The sequence below is a fragment of the Ensifer canadensis genome, assembly GCF_017488845.2.
Lineage (GTDB): Bacteria > Pseudomonadota > Alphaproteobacteria > Rhizobiales > Rhizobiaceae > Ensifer > Ensifer canadensis.
On the sequence record NZ_CP083370.1, the window covers coordinates 2,936,975 to 2,958,353 of the forward strand.

The following is a 21,379-nucleotide window of genomic DNA, read 5'->3' on the forward strand; positions in this document are numbered from 1 at the left end:
TGCAACCGGCATAATGCCGGATGCATGCGTCGGCCGCTCGTGCAACTCTGCCTCTCAAGACGAGGGTTCCCATGAACGACATGCTGAAGACGACACCAGACTTTTCTATCGACGCTGCGTCAGCACTGCTGAAGCAGCATTACGGCCTTTCCGGCACGCTGTCGCTGCTGGCCAGCGAACGCGACCAGAACTTCAAGGTCGAGGCCGCCGACGGCGCCACCTATATCCTGAAGGTCGTCAATGCCGCCGAGCCCGAGGTCGAGAGCGACTTCCAGACGGCGCTGCTCAGCCATGTCGGAACCTTTGCCGCCGAATTGCCGGTGCCGCACATCAAGCCGACATTGGCCGGCACCAGCCTTGCCGGAACCACCAGCCAGCACGGCGTCAGCCACAGGCTGCGCCTCGTCAGCTGGGTCTCGGGCAACCCGCTCGCCGAAACCGGCCGCAGCACCAGTGCGCTCCAGTCGCTCGGCCAGATGCTCGGCCGCTTCGACGCCTCGCTGAAAGGCTTCATGCATCCGGGTGCGTTGCGCGACCTCGACTGGGACATTCGCAAGGCCGGCCGTTCCAGGGACAGGCTGAACCATGTAACCGAGCCGGATGACCGCGCATTGCTGGAGCGTTTCCTTGTCCGCTTTGCAAAGTCGGTGGAGCCGAGGCTGGCGACACTGCGGTCGGCTGTCATCCACAACGACGCCAACGACTGGAACGTACTGGTCGACAAATCAGATCATGACCGCATCTCCGGGCTGATCGATTTCGGCGACGCACTCTATGCGCCCGTCATTGCCGAAGTCGCCATTGCCGCCGCCTATGCCGGTCTCGACCATCCCGACCCGATCGGCGCCACCGCCGCCATCGCCCGCGGCTTCCACGCGGAATATCCGCTGCTCGAAGAGGAAGTCGATCTTCTCTTCGACCTCATCGCCATGCGGCTCGTCACCTCGGTGACGATCTCGGCCTCGCGCCGCGCCCACACGACCGACAATCCTTACCTTGCCATCAGCGAAAGGCCAGCCTGGACGCTCTTGCGCAAACTCGACCGGATGAACCCGCGCTTTGCCACCGCGATCCTGCGCAAGGCCTGCGGCTTCGAGGCAGCTCCGGGAACGCGCGGCGTTACCGCCTGGATTAGCGAAAACCGCAAGGCGCTCGCGCCGCTGCTCGAACGCCCGGCCGCGACCTACCCAGCAGCGCTCGTGCCCTACGGCGACCCTGATCATCCGATGACGGTGAAATCCGCCGGTGAACAGCCGGATGAGGCCCAGGCGATCTGGGAAGACTATTGCCGCGAAAACGGCGTCGATCTCGGCATCGGCCCCTGGGGTGAGGCGCGCACCGTCTATGCCGGCGAAATGTTCGTCTCACGGCTGGTCGAGAACACCCGCCGCACCTGCCATCTCGGGCTCGACCTGTTCATGGCAGCCGGCACCAAGGTGTTCACACCGATCGCCGCCACCGTCGTCAGCGTCGAGATCGAGGCGGACCCGCTTGGTTACGGCTGCCTGATTGCGCTTCGCCACGAACCCGAGGGCTGCCCGCCCTTCGTGTCGCTCTGGGGTCATCTGGCGCACGAGACAATGGGCCGGATCAAGGCTGGCGACCGGCTCGAAGCCGGTGCGCTCGTCGGCGAAATGGGTGCTCCGATGGAAAACGGCGGCTGGGCGCCGCACCTGCATTTGCAGCTTTCCATCGACGCAAACCTTTCGGCGACCGAAATCATCGGCGTCGGCGAACCGCAATATCTCGACGTCTGGGCCGAGCTCTTCCCCGATGCGCGCACCTTCGCCGGCATTGCCGAGGAGTTTTACGCAAAGAGCGGTCGTGCGCATGACGAGATCGTCAAGCTGCGCAAGGAACTGCTGCTGCCGAACCTGTCGATCTCCTACGAAAAGCCGATCAAGTTCGTGCGCGGCGAAGGCGTCTGGCTGATCGACGACAGTGGCCGCGCCTATCTCGACTGCTTCAACAATGTCTGCCACATCGGCCACGCCCATCCCGCGGTCGTCGAGGCGATGACGAAGCAGGCGGCGATCCTCAACACCAACACGCGCTATCTGCACGACAATATTGTCGCCTATGCGGAACGGCTGACCGCGACGCTGCCGAAAGAACTGACAGTCGCCGGTTTCGTCAACAGCGGCTCGGAGGCAAACAGCCTGGCGCTGCGCATGATGCGCGCGCATACGGGCCGTGAAAACGCCATCACGCTCGACTGGTCCTATCACGGCACCACGCAGGAGCTGATCGACATCAGCCCCTACAAATTCCGTCGCAAAGGCGGCAAGGGCCCGAAACCGCATGTCCATGTCGCTGCCGTTCCCGACAGCTATCGCGCGCCCGCCGATTGGCCGGCAGAAGAACACGGCAAGCGCTTTGCCGAAAGCGTCGCAGAGCAGATCGCGGCCATGCAGGCAAAGGGCGAAGGCCTCGGCTTCTTCATCGCGGAATCGATCCCGAGCGTTGCCGGCCAGGTGTTCCTGCCCGAAGGCTACTTGAAGGAAGTCTATCGCCTGGTGCGCGAAGCCGGCGGCGTCTGCGTCGCCGATGAGGTTCAGGTCGGCTTCGGCCGTGTCGGCAGCCACTGGTGGGCGTTCGAGACTCAAGGGATCGTTCCCGACATCGTCACCATGGGCAAGCCGATCGGCGACGGCCATCCGCTGGCCGCCGTCGTCACCACCCGCGAGGTCACCGACAGCTTCAACAACGGCATGGAGTACTTCAACACCTTCGGCGGAAACCCGGTTTCCTGCGCCGTCGGCCTTGCCGTGCTCGACGTCATCGAGGGGCAGGACCTGCGCGGCAACGCACTTGCTATCGGCAACTACCTCATCGGCTCCTTCCGGGCGATGCAGGCGCGTTACGAGGTGATCGGCGACGTCCGCGGCATGGGGCTGTTCCTTGGCATCGAACTGGTCAGCGACCGCAATACCAAGGCACCCGCCACCGAATTTGCCCGGGCCGTTTCCAACGGCGCCCGCCAGCGCGGCGTGTTGATGGGCACCGAAGGGCCACATGACAACGTCTTGAAGATGCGTCCGCCGATGATCTTCTCGAAACGCGACGCCGATCATCTGCTCGCCGTCCTCGAAGAGACCTTTGCGGATGTGAGCAGGAAGCTCGGTTAAGACCGGGCTCGATACCGCCGAAACGATAGCCAGTTGGCCGGGACGCGCACGTGCCCCGGCAGCGAAGACGCGTGCCTTTAAAACTGCATAACAAGAGGAGAACAGGACAATGAAACTTGGAATTCTAGCACTTGCGAGTGCGGCGTTTCTCGCCGGAACGGCAGCCAGCGCCGCCACGCTTGATGTCGTCAAGGAACGCGGCGAACTTCGCTGCGGCGTCAGCCAGGGCGTGCTCGGCTTTTCCGCGCCGAACGACAAGGGCGAGTGGAGCGGCTTCGACATCGACTTCTGCCGCGCGGTCGCTGCGGCCACGCTCGGCAACCCGGACAAGGTGAAATACGTGCCGCTCTCGACCAAGGAGCGCTTCACCGCGCTGCAGTCGGGCGAAGTCGATCTGCTTTCGCGCCAGACCACCTGGACGCTGTCGCGCGACAGCGATCTCGGCATGAGCTTCGTCGGCGTCAACTACTATGACGGCCAGGCCTTCATGGTGCGCAACGACCTCGGCGTGAAGAGCGTCAAGGAACTCTCGGGCGCCTCCGTCTGCACGGAAACCGGCACGACCACCGAGCAGAACATGGCCGACTACTTCAGCTCCAACAACATCCAGTACCAGGTCATCGCTTTCGAAAAGCCCGACCAGACGATCCAGGCCTTCAACACGGCGCGCTGCGACGTCTATTCGACCGACGCCTCGGCGCTCTACGCCCAGCGCCTGACGCTGAACGACCCGGACCGCTTCGTCGTGTTGCCGGAAGTCATCTCCAAGGAACCGCTCGGACCGGCCGTGCGCCAGGGCGACGAGCAGTGGTTCAAGGTCGTTCGCTGGACATTGTTCGCGATGATCGAGGCCGAAGAACTTGGTATCACCAAGGAGAACGCGGCCAAGATGCAGGAAAGCGGCACGGTCGGCCAGAAGCGGTTCCTGGGCATCGACAACGAAGCCGGCAAGGCGCTGGGCCTCGGCCCGACATGGGCCTTCCAGGCGATCTCCGCCGTCGGCAACTATGGCGAGGTCTTCGAAAAGCACCTGGGCAAGGACAGTGCGCTCAAGATCGACCGCGGCCTCAACAAGCTGTGGAGCCAGGGCGGCCTGATGTACGCGCCGCCGGCGCGCTGATCGCAGGCAAATCCGGAGAAGGTCTTCCCTCCGGAATTGCGCCAATAAATAGACCAACCAACCATGCGCCGCGGCCCTCACCGCGGCGTTTTTCGCTTCTGGCGTTTGACAAGGAGCGGTTGCATTCTGTCTGTCTGCTCGGAGCGAGGCGTTGCGCAACGCCGCTTGTGGCAGCTTTCCCAAGGGGGATCTGGAGGTTCCGACAAAACGTACGGCGATGATGGACAGCGGACAGTCGACAAGTCAGGCCTCGTCATAGCAGATCGGGAAATCCCGACACCAGCGAAGACTTCCCTCATCCCTGTGCCTGTCACAGGGATCCAGCCAGCCCAAGTCCTTGGGCTGAAAAGTCCTCTGACCCGACCGACGTCGGATCGCTGGATTCCGGCACAAGGCCGGAATGAGGGCGTGGGGATGCCCCTTTCGTCAAACAGCAGGATCTGTCACCGTCTGACATTTCCGACGCCGGAGCGTTTTTTCTGGTCAACCGACAGGTGGGGCGCAACCCTTCAGAGTTTGACGATCGTCTTGCGCGCAAGCAGCCCCTGCGGCGCGAAGAGAAGCACGCCGATGACGAGCAGGATGGTGAAGGCATCGCGGTAGCTGAGCAGGCTTTCCGGCAGATAGGCCTGCAGGAACACCTCGATGAAGCCGAGCAGGAAGCCGCCGGCAACGGCGCCGGAGAGGCTGCCGAGCCCGCCAATGATCGCGGCGATGAAGGCCTTCAAGACCGGCAGGAAGCCCATCAGCGGATCGACGCTGCCGCGCTGCGCCACCCAGAGAATGCCCGCGACGCCCGCGAGCAGTCCCGAAATGGCAAAGGCGGTCGCAACCACGGCATTGGCGCGAATACCCATCAGCCGGACGATGGCGAAATCCTCCGAAGCCGCACGCATCGCCCGGCCGAGAACGGTGGTGCGCAGGAAGAGGTTGAGCCCGACGAGCATGATGACCGTGACCAGGATCGATGTGCCTTGGATCAGGCCGAGGTGAAGGCCACCGATCTCGATCGTCCCGGAAAAGCTCTCCGGCATCGGCACCGGCTTCGGCCGCGCCGAAATGAAGTTCTGGAAGATGACGCGCAGGATGGCGCTGACGGCAAAGCTGGTGAGAAGCAGCGTCGTGCCGCTCGCGCCCCGCACCGGCCGAAAGGCGATGCGCTCCATCAACATGGCAAGCGCCACCGCGATCATCAGCGCGCCGAAGATGGCGAGCGGAAAGGGCACGCCCAGCAGAAGGGCGAAGCACAGCCCGTAGCCCGCCGCCGTCATCAGTTCGCCATGGGCGAAATTGATCAGCCCCATGATCGAGAAGACGACCGCGAGCCCAAGCGCGAGAAGCGCATAGGTGCCGCCGAGGCTCAGCGCGTTGACCAGCTGCTGCAGGAACATGTCCATCGTTGTGACCTCTTTGCCCCCGGCCTCAAGCGCCGAGATAGGCACCCTGGATTTCAGTTGAATTGCGAAGTTCGGCGGCAGTGCCGGAGAGCACGATGCGCCCGTTCGCCATGACATAGCCCGCGTCGGCGATTTCGAGCGAAAGTGCTACGTTCTGCTCGACGAGCAGGATCGTCAGGCCCTTCTGGCGCAGACCGGCGATCAGGTCGAAGATCAGGTCGACCACCTGCGGCGCCAGCCCGAGCGAAGGCTCGTCGAGCAGCAAAAGGTCGGGCGACGACATCATCGAACGGGCGATCGCCAGCATCTGCTGCTCGCCACCGGACAGCGAACCGGCTTTCTGGCTAAGACGTTCTTTCAGGATCGGGAAACGCGACAGCATGTCCTCGCGCACGTCGGATATCACCCCGCGCGCCTTGTGCATGGCGCCGCCAAGCAGCAGGTGTTCGTCCACCGTCAGGCTTGGAAAGATGCGCCGGCCTTCCGGCGTCAGCGTCATGCCGAGCCTGACGATCTGTTCCGGCGGCAGGCCGGAAATGTCCTGGCCATTGAACGACACCCGCCCCGCCTTCTTTGCCGCCAGGCCCATCAGCGCATTCAGCGTCGAGCTCTTGCCGGCGCCGTTGGCGCCGAGCAGCGTGACGATCTGCCCTTTGTTGACGGTGAGATCGACCCCCTTCAGCGCCTCGACGGCACCATAGGCAACCTTGAGGCCGCTCACTTCGAGCAGGGGCTTCTGAGCGGGAATTTCACTGTGCATCATCGGGGCAAAGTCCTTGCGATGGATTGCGAGACGGCCCTGCAGGCGGCCGAACGATCTCCGGCGCGGCGCCGAAGATCGCAAGTGGTGGCGGCTCAGGGGGCCGGAATGTCGGCCGCGGCGGGAACGCCCTGGCTGATCAGCTCGCGGTTGCCACCTCCGATGCGAACCAGCGAGACCGAACGCAATGGCATGCCTTGCGTGCCGGCGTAGCTGATCGGGCCGGTGACACCCTGGACGTTTTCGAGCGAGGCGATGGCGTTGCGGATGGCGACCGGGTCGATGCTGTTGGCTTCGGTCACGGCAGCGTCGATGACCTTGCCGAGGTCGTAGCCGTTGGCAATGTAGACCGTATCCGGCACCTGACCGAACTTCTCCTTGTACTTCACGTTGAAGTCGGCGAGCGGGCTGCCCTCACTGGCAAACCCGGCCGTGGTGAAGACCACGCCGTCGACGGTGGCGCCAAGTCCGAATGTCGTCGGCGAATCGATGCCGTCGCTGCCGAGGATCGGAATGGTGACGCCGGCGCCGCGCAGCTGGCGGATGAAGGCCGGAAAATCGGGCTCGTAGGCAGCCGTCATGATGACGTCGGGTGCCGGATTCATCGCCTTGATCTTGGTGACTTCGGCGCCGAAATCCTGCTGGCCCATGCTGAAGGTGCCTTCGCCCAGAAGCTCGCCGCCCTTGGCCTTGAAGGCTTCGCCGAAATATTCCGGAAGCTTCAGCGTATAGGCGCTATCGGGAGACTTGAGGATGTAAGCCTTCTTGTAGCCCTTCTCGACGGCGTAGGCTGCGAGCACTGCGGCCTGGACGTTGTCGGCGGGATAGTTGCCGAACATGTAGTCGCCGACAGCAAGCGGCATGGTCGGGGTGGTCGCACAGAACGAGAAGGCAGGGATTTGCGCCGCCTGCGTCACCTGGCCGGCGGCGATCGACGGATCGGCATCGCAAGGCGTGATCATGATCTTGACGCCCTGATCAACCAGTTCCTGCGCCACCAGTGCCGTCTGGGCAGCGTCCGAGCGCGTGTCCTTGGCCACCAGCTTGATCGGGAACTTGCCGGCAGCGCCGCCAGCCGCGTTGATTTCCTCGACGGCCATTTCCAGGCCCTTCAGCGACGGCTGGTCATAGGGAGCAAGGCCGCCGGTTTGGGCGGTGGCAAGACCGATGACCAAATCTTCGGCAAATGCCGGCAGCGGCGACAGCGCGAAGCCGCTAAGGATGGTGGTGAGGCACAGTGCCCTGAGATTCGATTTCATCGGTAAGCTCCCTCTTTCTGATTTCGTTTGCTGATCAAGCTGGATTGTGAAGGCTGCCTGTGCCCGGCCGGAGACCGGTGGCCTCGACAACCTCATGCTGCGCCCGCGCTGACGAACGGCGACGGCCGATATAGGCTTCGATCACAGCCGGGTTGGCCTGGATCTCCGCCGGTGTGCCGATGGCGATCTGCTGGCCCTTGTTGAGGACGACGACGATATCGCAGAGCCGCATGATCAGCTTCAGGTCATGCTCGACGACGAGCAGGCCGAGGCGGTACTTCGTGCGGATGCGGTCGAGCACGTGCATCAGTTCCTGCGTTTCGGCAGGGTTCATGCCGGCCGCCGGCTCGTCGAGCAGCAGGTAGCGCGGCCTCAAGGCCAGTGCGCGGGCGATCTCGAGACGGCGTTGCGCGCCATAGGAAAGTGTTCCGGCAAGCTGGTCGGAAAAGCCGTCGAGCCCAACCTCTGAAAGCACCAGCCGGGCGCTTTCCATCGGGTCCTCGCCATTGCCCTTCAAAGCACTCGCCGCCACCGTGACGTTTTCGAGCACGGTCAGGTTCTTGAACAGGCGGATGTTCTGGAAGGTGCGCGCGAGGCCGGCGACAGGAACCGCGTGAACCGACAGCGATGCGATATCTTTGCCGTCGATCAGCACGCGGCCACTCGACGGCGGAACGACGCCGGAGACGCTGTTGATCAGCGTCGACTTGCCGGCCCCGTTCGGGCCGATGAGACCGGTCACGAGACCCGGCTTGATCTCGAAATTGGCGTTTTCCAGCGCCACAAGTCCGGCGAATTTCTTGCCGAGATTTTCGACCTTGAGTGTTCCGCCCGGTGGGACCGGAGCAATTTTTTGCGCGCTGTCGGAGGCTGTCGCAGGCTTTGCGGCAAAGCGCTTCAACCAGGCAAGACGCTCATCCAGCTCGCGGACCCCGAAGATCCCGTCCTGGAGCCGATACATCACCACCAGGATCGCAACGCCGATGCCGATATCCGTGAGACCGAAGACCGTCGGAAGCGTGACGAAGCCGAGGTCGACACCGCCTTCGAGTTTGCGCAGAAGCTCGACGATCAGCATGATCACGGCCGTTCCGCCGACCGCACCCGAAACGGTGGTGACGCCACCGAGGATCAGCATGGCGAGCAGCACGAAGGTCAGGTTGAAATAGAAGTCCTTGGGCGAGAAGGCGCCGAGGAAATGCGCCAGCAACGCGCCCGCCGCCCCTGCCAGAATGGCGCCGAGGACCCAGCCGACAAACCGATGAAGCCTGACATTGACGCCGACGGCGGTCGAGGCGATCTCGTCCTCACGTGAGGCCCTCAACTTCAGCCCCGCGCTCGAATCCCGGTAGAGACGGGCGATGGCGATGGCGGCCACCGCAAAAGGCAACGCCACCCACAGATTGACCGCGCGCGGGATGCCGAAGAAGGTCTGGCTGCCGCGGGTGATATCGGTCGAGGCGACCAACACGACATGGACGATCACGAGAAAGCCGAGCGTCGCGATCGAAGCCGATGAACCGGCAAGGCGCGCGACGGGTATTCCGATCAGCACCGCGACTAGCGCCACGACCACCAGCGCCACGGCAAGCGCCGGCAGGAACGACATGCCGATGCCGGCGAGCCATTCCGGCAGGTGCGGCAGCGCCGTCTTCTGGACGATCGGGTTGATGGTGAGAAGGCCGGACGCATAGGCGCCGATCGCCATGAAGCCGACATGGCCGAAGGAAACGATGCCCGAATTGCCAGCATACATGCCGATGCCGAGCACTGCGATCACGTTGATCATGAACAGCGTCACGAGGCGCTCACCGCTCCCCGGAAAAACCAGCGAAGCGACGGCAGCGGCCACCAGCAGCGGCAACGACGTTAAAAGGATACCGACGACGGTTTCTCGCCTGACGCGGACCATCTGCATTCCCCCGAATTGTCGGCCCGCCTTTGTTTTTGGCTCGGGCCAGTTCCCGTAATGAAAGTTATCCCATCGCGATCAAATGTCAATCTTGTTTCAAAAAACATTCTCTGCTAGCAATTATGTAACAAAAATTAGAAATCGGGGTTCAAGCCATCATTTTTGGGAGGCGGAAATCGTGGCAATCCGGGATCGACTGACAGACGGGGCTATTACTTTCACACGATCGGAACTGAAGATCGTGCGGCAGCTCCTGTCGAACTATCCGGCAGCGGGATTGAATACCGTTGCCTATCTGGCTTCGTCGGCGGGGGTCAGCAATCCGACCGTGGTGCGCTTCGCCAACAAGCTTGGCTTCGAGGGCTATCCGGAGTTTCAGAAGGCGCTGCTCGGCGAAGTGCAGGAACGCATGAGTTCGCCGCTGTCGATGCTCGACGAGCGGCGGCCGTCGCTGGAACAGGAGAACTTCTACCAGTACTTCCTGCGCGCCAGCATCCATGCGCTCGAAGCTTCGATGCAGATGCTGCCGTCGGAGGATTTCGAGGCGGCGGTCGATGCGGCGGCAGACACGAGCGCACGAGCGCATTGCCTCGGCGGTCGGTTTAGCGGTTTTCTCGCCGGCCTGCTCTGGTCGCATATGAAGCAGCTGCGCGGCGACACCCGCTGGATCAACGGCAGCCAGGCCGACCAGGTCGACCAGCTCGTCGATCTCGGCAAACGCGACGTGCTGTTCGTCTACGATTACCGCCGCTACCAGAACGACACCATTCGCTTCGCCAAGCAGGCGGCCGCACAAGGCGCACGGATCGTGCTGTTCACCGACCGGTGGCTTTCGCCGATCGCCGAATTCGCCACCGTCACGCTGACGGCGCCGGTCGATACGGTCTCGCCCTACGACACGATGGTGCCGGCGATCGCCCAGACGGAAGCGCTGATCGCCGCGCTGACGGCCCGTCTCGCCACCCAATCGCGCGCCCGCATCGAGAAGATGGAGGAGCTGCGCCGCGGCTACGCCATCACCGAAGACGCTCTCAACCCGAACGTCGACGACGGCCGCTGACTATCTGCCGAAAGGCCAGGACCACAACCGAGGAGAATCCGAATGAGTGCCGTTACAGTGAAGGTCGGTGACGACATGCTGAGGCGCGACAGCGACTACGAGCGCGGCCGCACGTCCGTGCTGTTCGTCGACATGCAGCGCATCTGGTGCGAACCCAATCTCGATCCGACCCACCCGCAGGACGCCGACAGCTACTATCACAAGCGGCTGCGCCAGACGGTGATCCCCAACCAGGTCCGCATCCTCGAGGCGGCCCGCAGTTCCGGCTGCGAAGTGCTGCACACCATCATCGAGAGCCTGACGCTTGACGGCCGCGACCGCTCGCTCGACCACAAGCTTTCCGACATGCATGTGCCGAAGGGCTCGCCCGAGGGCCAGGTCATTCCCGAACTGGCGCCTGTCGACAACGAGATCGTGCTGCCGAAAACCTCTTCCGGCGTCTTCAACTCGACCAACATCGACTACATCCTGCGCAACCTCAACACCCGCTATCTGATCATCGCCGGCGTCATCACCGACCAGTGCGTCGACATGGCGGTGCGCGACGCCGCCGACCGCGGCTATCTCGTCACCGTCGTCAGCGACGCCTGTGCGACGTACAGCCCCGAGCGCCACGAAGGCGCCCTCCGCGCCTATTCCGGCTACTGCTGGACCACCGATACCGACACCGTCGTCAACCGCCTTCAGGGCCTGCGCCAAGCCTGAGCCGCTGCCGAAGATCTTGAGACAAGAGGGGAATTCATGACCGAGACCAACAACGGCAAGGCTCATTCCGCACTGACGGAACTCGCGACCTTCGTCACCACCGACATCGCCGGCATCACCCGCGGCCGCAGCTTTGCCGCTGCACAGATCGACGACTATCTGCGCAAGGGCGTCGGCTGGGTGCCTGCCAATCTGGCGCTGACACCCTTCGACCAGATCGCCGAAAACAATCCCTGGGGCTCGGCCGGCGACCTCAGGCTGATGGCCGACCCCGCCAGCAAGGCGCGCGTCACCTGCCTGCCCGACGTCACCCCGCTGCATTTCTATCACTCCGATATCACCGACCTCAAAGGCGACCCGTGGGAGTGCTGCGTTCGCAGCTTGCTCAAGCGCACGCTTGAGGAATTCGAGCGCGAGGCCGGGCTGAAAGTCATCTCCGCCGTCGAGCAGGAGTTCCAGCTTCTCGGCGTCGACTGGCCCGACGCGCCGTCCTTCGGCCTGCGCGCGCAACGCCGTGCCGAACCCTTCGGCCCGCTGTTGATGACGGCACTGCAGGAGGTGGGCGCCGAGCCGGAAATGTTCCTGCCCGAATATGGCAAGGACCAGTTCGAGATCACCTGCCGCCCGGCGGATGCGCTGACCGCTGCCGACCGTGGCGCCACGATCCGCGCCATCACCAAGGAAGTGGCCGCCCTCTTCGGCTGGAACGCAAGCTTCGCACCGAAGACGAGCGCCAACGGCGTGGGCAACGGCGTGCACCTACATGTCAGCTTCACCGATCTTGACGGCAATCCTGTCACCTTCGACGCGTCGCGCCCGGGTCGCCTGTCGAAGGTCGCCGGGTCTTTCGCCGCCGGCGTTATCCGCCACCTCCCGGCGCTGACCGCCTTCACCGCCCCGTCGGTGCTCTCCTACATGCGGCTCGTTCCGCACCATTGGAGCGCTGCCTATACCTGCCTTGGCGAAAAGAACCGCGAGGCGACGCTCCGCATCTGCCCGACGCTGGATCTGCCCGGCAGCAATCCGGCCAAGCAGTTCAACATGGAGTACCGCGCCGCCGACGCCTGCGCGAGCCCGCATCTGTCGCTGGCCGTCCTGCTCAAGGCCGGCCTCGAAGGTATCCGGGCTGGCCTCGAACAGCCGCCGCTGATCAACTCGGACCCGTCCGATTTTTCCGACGCGGACCAGAAGAAGCTCGGCATCCGCCGCCTGCCTGCAAGCCTGCCGGAAGCGCTCGAAACGCTTGCCGAAGACAAGGTGGTGACCGGCTGGTTCGCCAAGGACTTCCTCGATTGCTACGTCGCGATGAAGCGCAAGGAAATCGAGATCGTCGACGGCCTCTCCCCCGACGAACTCTGCGCCCGCTACGCGGCCGTCTACTGATACGGATAGGCTCCCATGACTTCGACAACGGCCATCAAGAGCCCCGACGACCGACGCGGCAGGCACGACGCCCGCCAGCCGCTTCTGGCGATCGACGAGCCGCCGCCCTATGCGGTGTTTAACCCGGACGGCAAATCGCCGTTCCTGCTTTTGTGCGAGCATGCGTCCAACCGCATGCCGCGTGCACTCGGTGACATGGGATTGCCCGAACACGAGCGCCAGCGCCATATCGCCTGGGACATCGGGGCCTTGGCACTCGCCCAGCATCTAAGCCTCAGCCTCGACGCGCCGTTGTTCTTCACCAACTATTCAAGGTTGGTGATCGACTGCAACCGTCCGCTTTCGGCGCCGTCCTTCATTCCGGAAGTGAGCGAAACGACGGAGATCCCGGCCAACCGGGATCTGAGCGAGATGGAGCGACAGCAGCGGATCGATACGCTGTTCAGGCCCTTCGCCGATGCCGTTTCCCGGCGCCTTGATCTACGGCAGGCAAGGGGTGAACGGCCGTTTGTCGTTGGCGTGCACAGTTTCACCCCCGTCTATTTCGGCAATCAGCGCCCGTGGCAGGCGGGCATTCTCTATCGCGATGCCGAGGCTTTCGCGCAGTCGCTGATCCGGGACCTGAGTTCGGAAGAGCAACTGACGATCGGCGACAACGAGCCCTACAACATCCACCCGGACGAGGATTATACGGTGCCGGTGCATGCCGACGCGCGCCAGCTGCCGGGCGTGCTGATCGAAGTCAGGCATGACCTGATCGATACCGACGCGGGCGTAAAGGCGTGGGGTGAGCGGCTGACCCGTTGTCTCCAGACGAGCCTCAGGGAGTGCCGCCCGTGACCGAAGGCCTTTACGCCAGGGACGGACACGCGATTGCCAACCTGCAGAAGCTGCGCTTCTTTCCGCTCGCCATCGCCGGCGGCAAGGGTGTACGTCTCGTCGAGGAGAACGGCCGCGAGCTGATCGACCTATCCGGCGCCTGGGGAGCTGCAAGCCTTGGTTATGGCCATCCCGCCCTGGTCGAGGCCGTGTCGCGGGCTGTTGCCAACCCGGCGGGCGCAAGCGTTCTCTCCGCCGCCAACGCACCGGCGACCGCCCTTGCGGAAAAACTGCTCGGCCTTTTCCCCGGCAAGGGACGCAACAAGGTGTGGTTCGGCCATTCCGGCTCCGACGCCAACGAAGCAGTCTTCCGGGCGATCGCCAAAACCACCGGCCGCACCGGCGTCATCTCTTTCATTGGCGCCTATCACGGCTGCACCACCGGCTCGATGGCCTTTTCCGGCCACAGCGTCCAGGCGGGTGCGACCAAGGCGGAGGGGCTGATCCTGCTGCCCTACCCCGATCCCTACCGGCCTTATCAAGGCGACGTTACAGGCGAGGCAATCCTCGACCTCCTGAAACAGCAGTTTGCGACCTCGGCACCGCCGGAGCGGATCGGCTGCGCCTTCATCGAGCCGATCCAGTCCGACGGCGGGCTGATCGTGCCGCCGATGGGGTTCTTCGAAAAATTTGCCGATCTCTGCCAACGGCACGGCATCCTCGTCGTCTGCGACGAAGTCAAGGTCGGGCTCGGCCGCAGCGGCAGGATGCACTGCTTCGAGCATGAGGATTTTGTGCCCGATATCCTGACGGTCGGCAAAGGGCTCGGCGGCGGCCTGCCGCTTTCGGCAGCGATCGGCCCGGCCGAGATCATGGATTGCGCCACGGCCTTTGCGATGCAGACGCTACATGGCAACCCGGTGTCGACAGCTGCCGGCCTTGCCGTGCTCGAAACCATCGAGCGCGAGGGACTGGCCGAAGCTGCCCACCGAAAGGGCGAACGTTTGCGCCAGGGCCTGCGGCAGCTTTCCGGGCGTCACACGCTGATCGGCGATGTGCGCGGACGCGGCCTTGCCTGCGGCGTGGAGCTGATTGCCGACCGCGACAGCCGTTCACCGGCAGCAAGAGAAACGGCCAAGCTGATCTACCGCGCCTATGAGCTCGGCCTCGTCGTCTATTATGTCGGCATGAATTCGAACGTTTTGGAGATGACCCCGCCGCTGACGATCTCGGACGCGGACATCGACCAGGCGCTCGACATTCTCGACCGCGCCTTTGGCGATGTCGTAGCCGGCCGGGTTTCAGACGCGGTGCTTTCAGAATTCGCCGGCTGGTGAGGCAGTCCTACCGGCGTCTGCCGTCGGTGGGACCCGCGTCTACCAACCCTCGTCAAGAACACGCGTGAGCATGTCGGCAAAAAAGTCGGCGCTTTCCCGGCTGAGGCAGAGCGGCGGCTTGATCTTCAAGACGTTCAGGTGGTCGCCGGTCGGCTGCATGATGACGCCAAACTCAAGAAGGCGATCGCAGATGGCCGCGGTCTCTTCTGTCGCGGGCTCCAGCGTTTCGCGATCGCGGACGAACTCGACACCGAGATAAAGCCCCATGCCGTGCACGGCGCCGACCAGCGGAAACCGCTGCTCCAGCGCTTCGAGCCTCGTCTTGAGGTAGCCGCCGACGACGCGCGCGTTGTCCTGCAATTTCTCCTCTTCGAGAAGATCGAGCACCGTCTGACCGACGATGGAACTCACCGGACTGCCGCCTGATGACGAGAAGAAATAACCTTCCTTCTCCAGGGCGTCGGCAATCTCACGCCGCGTGATGACGGCGCCGAGCGGATGGCCGTTGCCCATGCCCTTGGCGATGGTGATGATATCGGGCACGACGCCCTGTTCCTCGAAACCCCAGAAATAGTCCCCGAGCCTGCCGTAACCGACCTGCACCTCGTCTGCGATGCAGACACCACCGCGCTGGCGAACCATGGCATAGACGGCGTCGAGATAGCCTTTCGGCAAGGGAATGCCGCCGGCGTTGCCATAGACCGGCTCACAGATGAAGCCGGCAAGGCCTTGCCCCCCGTCCTCCAGTTCGCGCAGCTTGGTCGCAACCGACCGGACGTAATTGTCGGTCGTGCCGGCGCCGCGGAACGGGCCTCGATAGGTGTTTGGCGCCACCACGGCATGCACCCAGTCAGGGCGGGTCTCAAGCGCCTGCGGGTTGTCGGCGATCGAGGTCGAGACCGCGTCGCTCGCCACCGTCCAGCCGTGATAGGCCTCGAGCAGACTGACGATGTTGCGCTGGCCGGAAAAGGCCCAGGCGAGCCGCAAGGCGAGATCGTTCGCTTCCGAGCCGCTGTTGACCAGGAACACCGTGTCGAGGCCATCGGGCGCGAGTGCTGCAAGCCGCGCGGAAAACTCGGCGACCGAAGCATAATGGAAACGCGAATTCGTATTGAGCAGCGACCATTGCCGGCCGACCGCTGCCGCCAGCCGCGGATGTCCGTGGCCGAGGATGGTGACGTTGTTGACCATGTCGAGATAGGCCCTGCCCTCGACGTCGAACAGATGTTCCTTCCAGCCGCGTTCGATCTGCGGTGGATTGCGATAGTAGTTTTTCTGCTGCCTGGCGAAGTGCCGCTTGCGGCGGTCAAGCAGGTCGGTCGAATGCGGTCTCGGCGCATCGCAGTCGAAACCGAGGATGCCTGATGGTGACGGGCAGAGCATGCGCCACGCATCCGCCTGATGGGCCGGGACAAACAGCGGCGGGTTCAGTCCCGGTTCGCGGCAGAGCTGCACCCGGATCAGGCCAAGCCCATGGCCGGCCTCGACCACCGTGCCGATCGGCGTGCCGGCAGCAACCGTCTCTTCCGTATCCTCGGACGGTTCGAGACCGGAGAGATGGAGAACGACCGCCCCACCGTTCAGGACCATCCGCCCGTCATGCCATTCGGGTCGGCCGGCAAAGGGTGCCCTGACGACAGTCCCGGTCGGCAGGCAGAGATCGACATGCAGGGCGAAGGTCGGCATCGGCGCGGACGCCCGAAGCGCGCTCTCGGTCATCCGGTACTCGCCATACCGGGTCGACGCCATCCCGATCGCGTGCGCCGCCGTCTGCAGCAACGAGGCCGGCAGCGCCTCGTGCTGCCAGCGCTCCTCGGGAAGCAGCGGGCTCAAGATGGAAAGATCGATCTGGCGCACGCCGGCAGGCTCGATGTCGACGAGCAATCCCTCACCCACCACCGGCATCGTCGCCTCCGGTACCGCATCGACGGCACGCAGGATCGCGTATTGCATCATGGCCGGCGGTACGGAGACGGCAACGTCGAAGATCTCGCGCTCATGGGCCGCGTTGCCCTGCACATAGGCGTTCTCAGGATCGATGGTGAGCTGCTGCTCGGAACTGGCGATCAGAACCGCGGCACGCGCAACGATCAGCGGCCACAATGCCTTCAGCTCGTTTTCCTCAAGCGGGCAAACCGCGTGAAAGGCCCTGATGGCCGGCAGAACGAAGAGAGGATCGCCATCGGCATGATGCAGCAGCGAAGCGCATGTGACGGCGAGCTCTGCGACGAGCCAGCCCTTCAGAATATCGCCGAAATCGATGACGCCATCCGGGATCGGCCGGCCGGCCGCATCCGGTTGGCCGACGACATTGTCGTCAGTCACATCATGGTGGATCGCCTGGAGGCGCAGATCGGCCGTCAGCGGCTGCAGCCGGCGCATGGCCCCGACCATCGCCTCGGCGATGCGCTTCTTCAGGCCCTCGTCGGTCATGGCGGAAAGCAGGTGCAAGGCGACCGGTGCGGCGTGGCGTAGATCCCATTGCAGCTCGCGGTCGAGGCCCGGATGATCGAAATCGCTGAGTGCCACCGCCAGCCGCCCGGCAATGTCGCCGAGCGCGGCCACGGTTTCCGCTGTCAGATGTTTGCGCCGCGTCAACGGCACGCCATCGAGATAGGTCAACAGGCGAACGCGATAGTCCTCGCCGCGCACCGTCACATCGACGATGTCGTTGCCATCGAGCGCGCGCATGACCTGCGGCACCCGCACCGAGCCGGTCTGACGGGCGAGATGCAACAAGGCGGCGTTCTGGGCTTGCAGTTCCAGCGGATCGTAGGCCGCTCGGCAGATCTTCAGGACGAAAAGTGCCTCGCCGGTGTCGATCCGGTAGTTGCGATCCTGCTGGCTGCCCAGTTCGGTCAGGGTGCCGGAAAGGCCGAAATGCTCCGAAAGAATGCGCGCAGCGTCCTCGGGCGTCACATCGGGCCTTGGCAATTGCGTGCGAAGCTTCAGCGCGTCTTCAATCATAATGTCGCCTCCATCACATCCGGCATCATGCCGACTTCCGAATCGACCGAACGGGTCTCCTGACTATTGCGACACACCTTCAAGGCGATAGCGCGTCCCGGGATAGAGCAGGCGCGCCGTCGTCACATTGGCGGTGTCGGACCAGGTGCGACGCCGGATCATAAGACAAGGCTCGTTGCGGTCGATGCCGAGCAGCTTGCATTCCCATGGCTGCGGCGACACCGCCTCGACGATCTGTTCGGTGCGGGTGATCGGTGCGACCGCCGTCAGATAGGCGTTCGGCGTCATGTCGCGGAAATCCTGCTCCATGTATTTCGGGCAGATGGCCGGGTTGACGAACCGGTCCTCGATCTGAATCGGCAGGCCGTTTTCCGAATGCACCATGATCGAATGGAAAACTCGTGCGCCGGTAACAAGCCCGAGCGCATAGCCGATTTCCGAAGGTGCTACCTCCTCCTGCATCAGCGTCATGCGCGAAGTATGGGCGTGGCCGCGCTCGCGGATCTCGTCGGCGATGTTGCGCACTTCCAAGAGCGCCGTGCTGCCCTTGTGTGCTGCGACGAACGACCCTACCCCCTGAACGCGGGTGATCGCCCCCTCGGTCGCCAGCTCCCGCAGCGCCCGGTTCGCGGTCATGCGGCTGACGCCGAGATCGGCGACGATCTCGTTTTCGGAAGGAATACGATGATGTGCCGGCCATTCCCCGCTGTCGATGCGGGTGCGGATGAACTGCTTCACCGCCTCGTAGCGTGGCACCGGTCCGTCCTCGAATGCGGCCATTTCGATCCTTCGCCTGAGTGCCGTTATTGGCATTTTTCCCGCCCTTTCCGGAAAGCAAACAAATCATGCGTATCCGGCAATGATTCTTTTCGTTCATTTCGCGCTTGCGCGCCACAGCAAAATATCTATAGTTCCATATACAACTACGTACAGGAAAATCGCAACATGGCAACTTTTCCCGTCAACCGGCTCTTCGCCGACCATGTGCTTCTGCCGACAGGCTGGGCGCAGAATGTCGCCATTGCGCTCGATGCGTCAGGCGGCATCGCCTCCATTGAGACCGATCAGACGATCGCCGACGGCGACGAACGCGTTGCCGGACCGCTCATTCCAGCCGTCGCCAATCTGCATTCCCACGCCTTCCAGCGCGCCATGGCGGGCCTCGCCGAGGTCGCCGGCAGCGGCAACGACAGTTTCTGGACCTGGCGGGAAGAAATGTACCGCACCGTCGGACTGGTGAACCCCGACGACGTCGAGGCGATCGCCGCCAAGCTCTACATGGAGATACTGAAGGGCGGCTTCGGCCATGTTGCCGAATTCCATTACCTGCACCACACCGCCGACGGCACGCCCTATTCCGACCCGGCCGAGATGTCGCTGCGCATTCTCGCTGCCGCGCAATCGACCGGCATCGGCCTCACCCATCTGCCGGTCTTCTACGCTCATGCCAATTTCGGCGGCGTCGCCCCGAACGTCGGCCAGCGCCCCTTCCTGCATGACCCCGATCGTTTCCTCGCACTCCTGGAACGCCTGGCGCCGATCTGCCGCGACAATGGCCAGACGCTCGGCTACGCCATCCATTCACTGCGCGCCGCGACCCCGGAAGAGATGCGCACGATCCTCGAACGTGCACCCGTCAACGAACCGATCCATATTCACGTCGCCGAACAGACCAAGGAAGTCGAAGACAGCCTTGCCTGGAGCGGTCGCCGCCCTGTTCAGTGGTTGCTCGACGAAATGCCCGTCGACGAGCGCTGGTGCTTGATCCACGCGACCCATCTGACCGACGAGGAAAGACAGCGGCTGGCACGGTCGGGCGCGGTCGCCGGCCTTTGCCCGGCAACGGAAGCCAATCTTGGCGACGGCATCTTTCCAGCCGTCGACTACATCGCCGAAGGCGGACGCCTCGGCATCGGCACCGACAGCCATGTGGCAACCAGCGTCGCCGAAGAACTGCGGTTGCTGGAATACGGCCAGCGCCTGCGCGACCGGCGTCGCAACCGGCTCGCCGCCGGCCCGGGCGCATCGGTCGGCCACACCATTTTCGATGCGGCCCTCAAGGGTGGCGCCCAGGCTGTCGGCCATAAGGCTGCCGGCATTGCAGTCGGTGCCCGCGCCGATTTCGTCGTGCTCGGCGGCTCCAATCCGTACATCGCCGCCGCAAGCGGCAATCAGATCCTCGACCGCTGGCTGTTTGCGCTCGGCTGCGAGACCGTCCGCGACGTCATGGTCGCGGGACAGTGGAAGATCCGCAACGGACGCCATGATCGGGAGGAAGACATCGACCGTGCTTTCGCGCGGGTGCTTATGAAACTGAAGTAGCAATCGAAGCGACTATCAAAAAAAGGGGAATGCGCATGTCGATCAGCAAACTGAAACTCACCCTCGCCGCCACCGGCCTCGTGCTTGCCGCTTCTGCCGGCAACGCCAGCGCCTCCTATTGCGGCGACGGCAAGACCGTTACCTTCGCCGGCATCGACTGGGAAAGCGGCGCGTTCATCACCGAGGTGATGAAAACCATCCTGTCGAAGGGCTACGACTGCCAGGTGGATTCGATCCCCGGCAATTCGGTGACGCTCGAACAGGCGACCGCCAACAACGACGTCCAGATCTTCGCCGAGGAATGGCTCGGCCGCTCCGACATCTGGAACAAGGCTGTCGAGGAAAAGAAGGTCGTGGCCATCGGCAAGACCTTCGTCGGCGCCAGCGAAGGCTGGTTCGTGCCGGAATACGTCATCAAGGGCGATGCCAGCCGCAACATCGAGGCCAAGGCGCCGGACCTGAAGAGCGTCTCGCAGCTTTCCGATGCCAAGATCGTCGAACTCTTCGCCGATCCGGAGGAGCCGTCCAAGGGCCGCTTCCTCAATTGCCCGTCCGGCTGGACCTGCGAGGGCGTCAGCACCGCCAAGCTTGATGCCTACAAGCTCGGCGAAACCTATGTGAACTTCCGTCCCGGCACCGGCACGGCGCTCGATTCCGCAATCACTTCGGCCTATCTGCAGGGCGAGCCGATCCTGTTCTACTACTGGTCTCCGACCGCGATCATGGGCAAGTTCAAGCTCGTCCAGCTTGAAGAGCCGGCCTACAACGAAGCCTGCTGGAAGGAGCTTTCGAGCGCCACCGGCAAGCGCGACCAGGGCTGCGCCTTCCCGTCCGTCGATGTTTCCTACGGCGTCAACAGCACCTTCGCCCAGGAAGCCCCCGAGATCATCGCCATCCTCGAAAAGGCGACCTTCCCGCTGGAAGACGTCAACGGCAGCCTTGCCTACATGACCGACAAGAAGGTCGATGCGGTGGCGGCAGCGGCCGAGTTCCTGAAGACCAAGGGCGACATCTGGGGCAAGTGGGTCTCCGACGAGGCCCGCGGCAAGATCGAAGCCAGCCTGAAGTAAAGTCCGTTCGGTCGGCCGACGCGGGTCTGATGCGCCTCGCCTCTGTCTGAGACAGGGCGGTCCCATCGGACCCGCGCCGGCCCCACCCTTCGACACCCCGAGGCAAGCGCCATCGGCGGCGGCATTGCGTCCGTCATGGC

Annotated in this window: 15 protein-coding genes; 9 read left to right on the forward strand and 6 right to left on the reverse strand. The window is 63.7% G+C overall.

Translation table 11 applies throughout. The annotated features are described in order from the left end of the window. The first annotated feature begins 71 nt into the window (after positions 1-71). Both J3R84_RS14430 and J3R84_RS14435 read left to right on the forward strand, forming a co-directional pair. The gene (locus J3R84_RS14430) at positions 72-3,128 is read left to right on the forward strand and encodes an aminotransferase class III-fold pyridoxal phosphate-dependent enzyme (RefSeq protein WP_025424678.1); all 3,057 of its coding nucleotides are present in this window, start codon (positions 72-74) and stop codon (positions 3,126-3,128) included. Positions 3,129-3,237: 109 nt separating this feature from the next. Next, positions 3,238-4,248: an amino acid ABC transporter substrate-binding protein gene (locus J3R84_RS14435; RefSeq protein WP_025424679.1), complete on the forward strand. Its 1,011-nt coding sequence runs from the start codon at positions 3,238-3,240 to the stop codon at positions 4,246-4,248. 509 nt (positions 4,249-4,757) lie between these two features. On the opposite strand, the gene J3R84_RS14440 is transcribed toward J3R84_RS14435, so the two are convergent. From J3R84_RS14440 to J3R84_RS14455, 4 genes are all read right to left on the reverse strand, one after another. Next, on the reverse strand, positions 4,758-5,645 hold the full coding sequence (locus tag J3R84_RS14440; protein WP_025424680.1) for a branched-chain amino acid ABC transporter permease: 888 nt from the start codon (positions 5,643-5,645) through the stop codon (positions 4,758-4,760). A gap of 25 nt (positions 5,646-5,670) precedes the next feature. Then, the gene (locus J3R84_RS14445) at positions 5,671-6,408 is read right to left on the reverse strand and encodes an ABC transporter ATP-binding protein (protein WP_107028043.1); all 738 of its coding nucleotides are present in this window, start codon (positions 6,406-6,408) and stop codon (positions 5,671-5,673) included. A gap of 92 nt (positions 6,409-6,500) precedes the next feature. Further along, entirely contained in the window at positions 6,501-7,664 is a 1,164-nt protein-coding gene (locus J3R84_RS14450; protein ID WP_025424682.1) for an ABC transporter substrate-binding protein, read from the reverse strand. A gap of 34 nt (positions 7,665-7,698) precedes the next feature. Then, the gene (locus J3R84_RS14455) at positions 7,699-9,576 is read right to left on the reverse strand and encodes a branched-chain amino acid ABC transporter ATP-binding protein/permease (RefSeq protein WP_203528355.1); all 1,878 of its coding nucleotides are present in this window, start codon (positions 9,574-9,576) and stop codon (positions 7,699-7,701) included. 178 nt (positions 9,577-9,754) lie between these two features. On the opposite strand from J3R84_RS14455, the gene J3R84_RS14460 reads away from it, so the two are divergent. Genes J3R84_RS14460 through J3R84_RS14480 form a run of 5 tightly spaced genes read left to right on the forward strand, consistent with a single transcriptional unit; the run spans position 9,755 to position 14,880 of the window. Then, on the forward strand, positions 9,755-10,636 hold the full coding sequence (locus J3R84_RS14460; protein WP_025424684.1) for a MurR/RpiR family transcriptional regulator: 882 nt from the start codon (positions 9,755-9,757) through the stop codon (positions 10,634-10,636). 42 nt (positions 10,637-10,678) lie between these two features. Continuing rightward, on the forward strand, positions 10,679-11,341 hold the full coding sequence (locus J3R84_RS14465) for a cysteine hydrolase family protein (protein ID WP_025424685.1): 663 nt from the start codon (positions 10,679-10,681) through the stop codon (positions 11,339-11,341). 36 nt (positions 11,342-11,377) lie between these two features. Continuing rightward, on the forward strand, positions 11,378-12,724 hold the full coding sequence (locus J3R84_RS14470; protein WP_203528353.1) for a glutamine synthetase family protein: 1,347 nt from the start codon (positions 11,378-11,380) through the stop codon (positions 12,722-12,724). Between the two features lie 15 nt (positions 12,725-12,739). Continuing rightward, positions 12,740-13,564 (forward strand): N-formylglutamate amidohydrolase, encoded by an 825-nt coding sequence (locus J3R84_RS14475; RefSeq protein ID WP_025424687.1) that lies wholly within the window; start codon positions 12,740-12,742, stop codon positions 13,562-13,564. Beyond that, positions 13,561-14,880 carry an aspartate aminotransferase family protein gene (locus J3R84_RS14480; RefSeq protein ID WP_025424688.1) on the forward strand — a complete coding sequence of 440 codons (1,320 nt, stop codon included), beginning with the start codon at positions 13,561-13,563 and terminating at the stop codon, positions 14,878-14,880. The genes J3R84_RS14475 and J3R84_RS14480 overlap by 4 nt, the downstream gene beginning before the upstream one ends. Positions 14,881-14,919: 39 nt before the next feature. Here J3R84_RS14480 and J3R84_RS14485 read toward each other — a convergent pair whose 3' ends face one another. Beyond that, the gene (locus tag J3R84_RS14485) at positions 14,920-17,847 is read right to left on the reverse strand and encodes an aminotransferase (RefSeq protein ID WP_203528351.1); all 2,928 of its coding nucleotides are present in this window, start codon (positions 17,845-17,847) and stop codon (positions 14,920-14,922) included. 63 nt (positions 17,848-17,910) lie between these two features. After that, positions 17,911-18,654, reverse strand: a complete 744-nt coding sequence (hutC, locus tag J3R84_RS14490) for a histidine utilization transcriptional repressor HutC (protein WP_025424690.1) — start codon at positions 18,652-18,654, stop codon at positions 17,911-17,913. Between the two features lie 138 nt (positions 18,655-18,792). Between hutC and hutF the strand changes: the two genes are divergently transcribed. After that, positions 18,793-20,169, forward strand: a complete 1,377-nt coding sequence (hutF, locus tag J3R84_RS14495; protein WP_203528349.1) for a formimidoylglutamate deiminase — start codon at positions 18,793-18,795, stop codon at positions 20,167-20,169. Positions 20,170-20,204: 35 nt separating this feature from the next. Then, entirely contained in the window at positions 20,205-21,239 is a 1,035-nt protein-coding gene (locus J3R84_RS14500) for an ABC transporter substrate-binding protein (protein ID WP_025424692.1), read from the forward strand. Positions 21,240-21,379 lie beyond the last annotated feature (140 nt).

Excerpts from the sequence above, each read along its gene's own strand:
- J3R84_RS14440 (WP_025424680.1), bottom strand. The coding sequence starts at position 5,645 with ATGGACATGTTCCTGCAGCAGCTGGTCAACGCGCTGAGCCTCGGCGGC.
- J3R84_RS14475 (WP_025424687.1), top strand. The coding sequence starts at position 12,740 with ATGACTTCGACAACGGCCATCAAGAGCCCCGACGACCGACGCGGCAGG.
- J3R84_RS14445 (WP_107028043.1), bottom strand. The coding sequence starts at position 6,408 with ATGATGCACAGTGAAATTCCCGCTCAGAAGCCCCTGCTCGAAGTGAGC.
- J3R84_RS14465 (WP_025424685.1), top strand. The coding sequence starts at position 10,679 with ATGAGTGCCGTTACAGTGAAGGTCGGTGACGACATGCTGAGGCGCGAC.
- J3R84_RS14455 (WP_203528355.1), bottom strand. The coding sequence starts at position 9,576 with ATGGTCCGCGTCAGGCGAGAAACCGTCGTCGGTATCCTTTTAACGTCG.
- J3R84_RS14435 (WP_025424679.1), top strand. The coding sequence starts at position 3,238 with ATGAAACTTGGAATTCTAGCACTTGCGAGTGCGGCGTTTCTCGCCGGA.
- J3R84_RS14500 (WP_025424692.1), top strand. The coding sequence starts at position 20,205 with ATGTCGATCAGCAAACTGAAACTCACCCTCGCCGCCACCGGCCTCGTG.
- J3R84_RS14470 (WP_203528353.1), top strand. The coding sequence starts at position 11,378 with ATGACCGAGACCAACAACGGCAAGGCTCATTCCGCACTGACGGAACTC.
- J3R84_RS14430 (WP_025424678.1), top strand. The coding sequence starts at position 72 with ATGAACGACATGCTGAAGACGACACCAGACTTTTCTATCGACGCTGCG.
- hutF (WP_203528349.1), top strand. The coding sequence starts at position 18,793 with ATGGCAACTTTTCCCGTCAACCGGCTCTTCGCCGACCATGTGCTTCTG.
- J3R84_RS14450 (WP_025424682.1), bottom strand. The coding sequence starts at position 7,664 with ATGAAATCGAATCTCAGGGCACTGTGCCTCACCACCATCCTTAGCGGC.
- J3R84_RS14485 (WP_203528351.1), bottom strand. The coding sequence starts at position 17,847 with ATGATTGAAGACGCGCTGAAGCTTCGCACGCAATTGCCAAGGCCCGAT.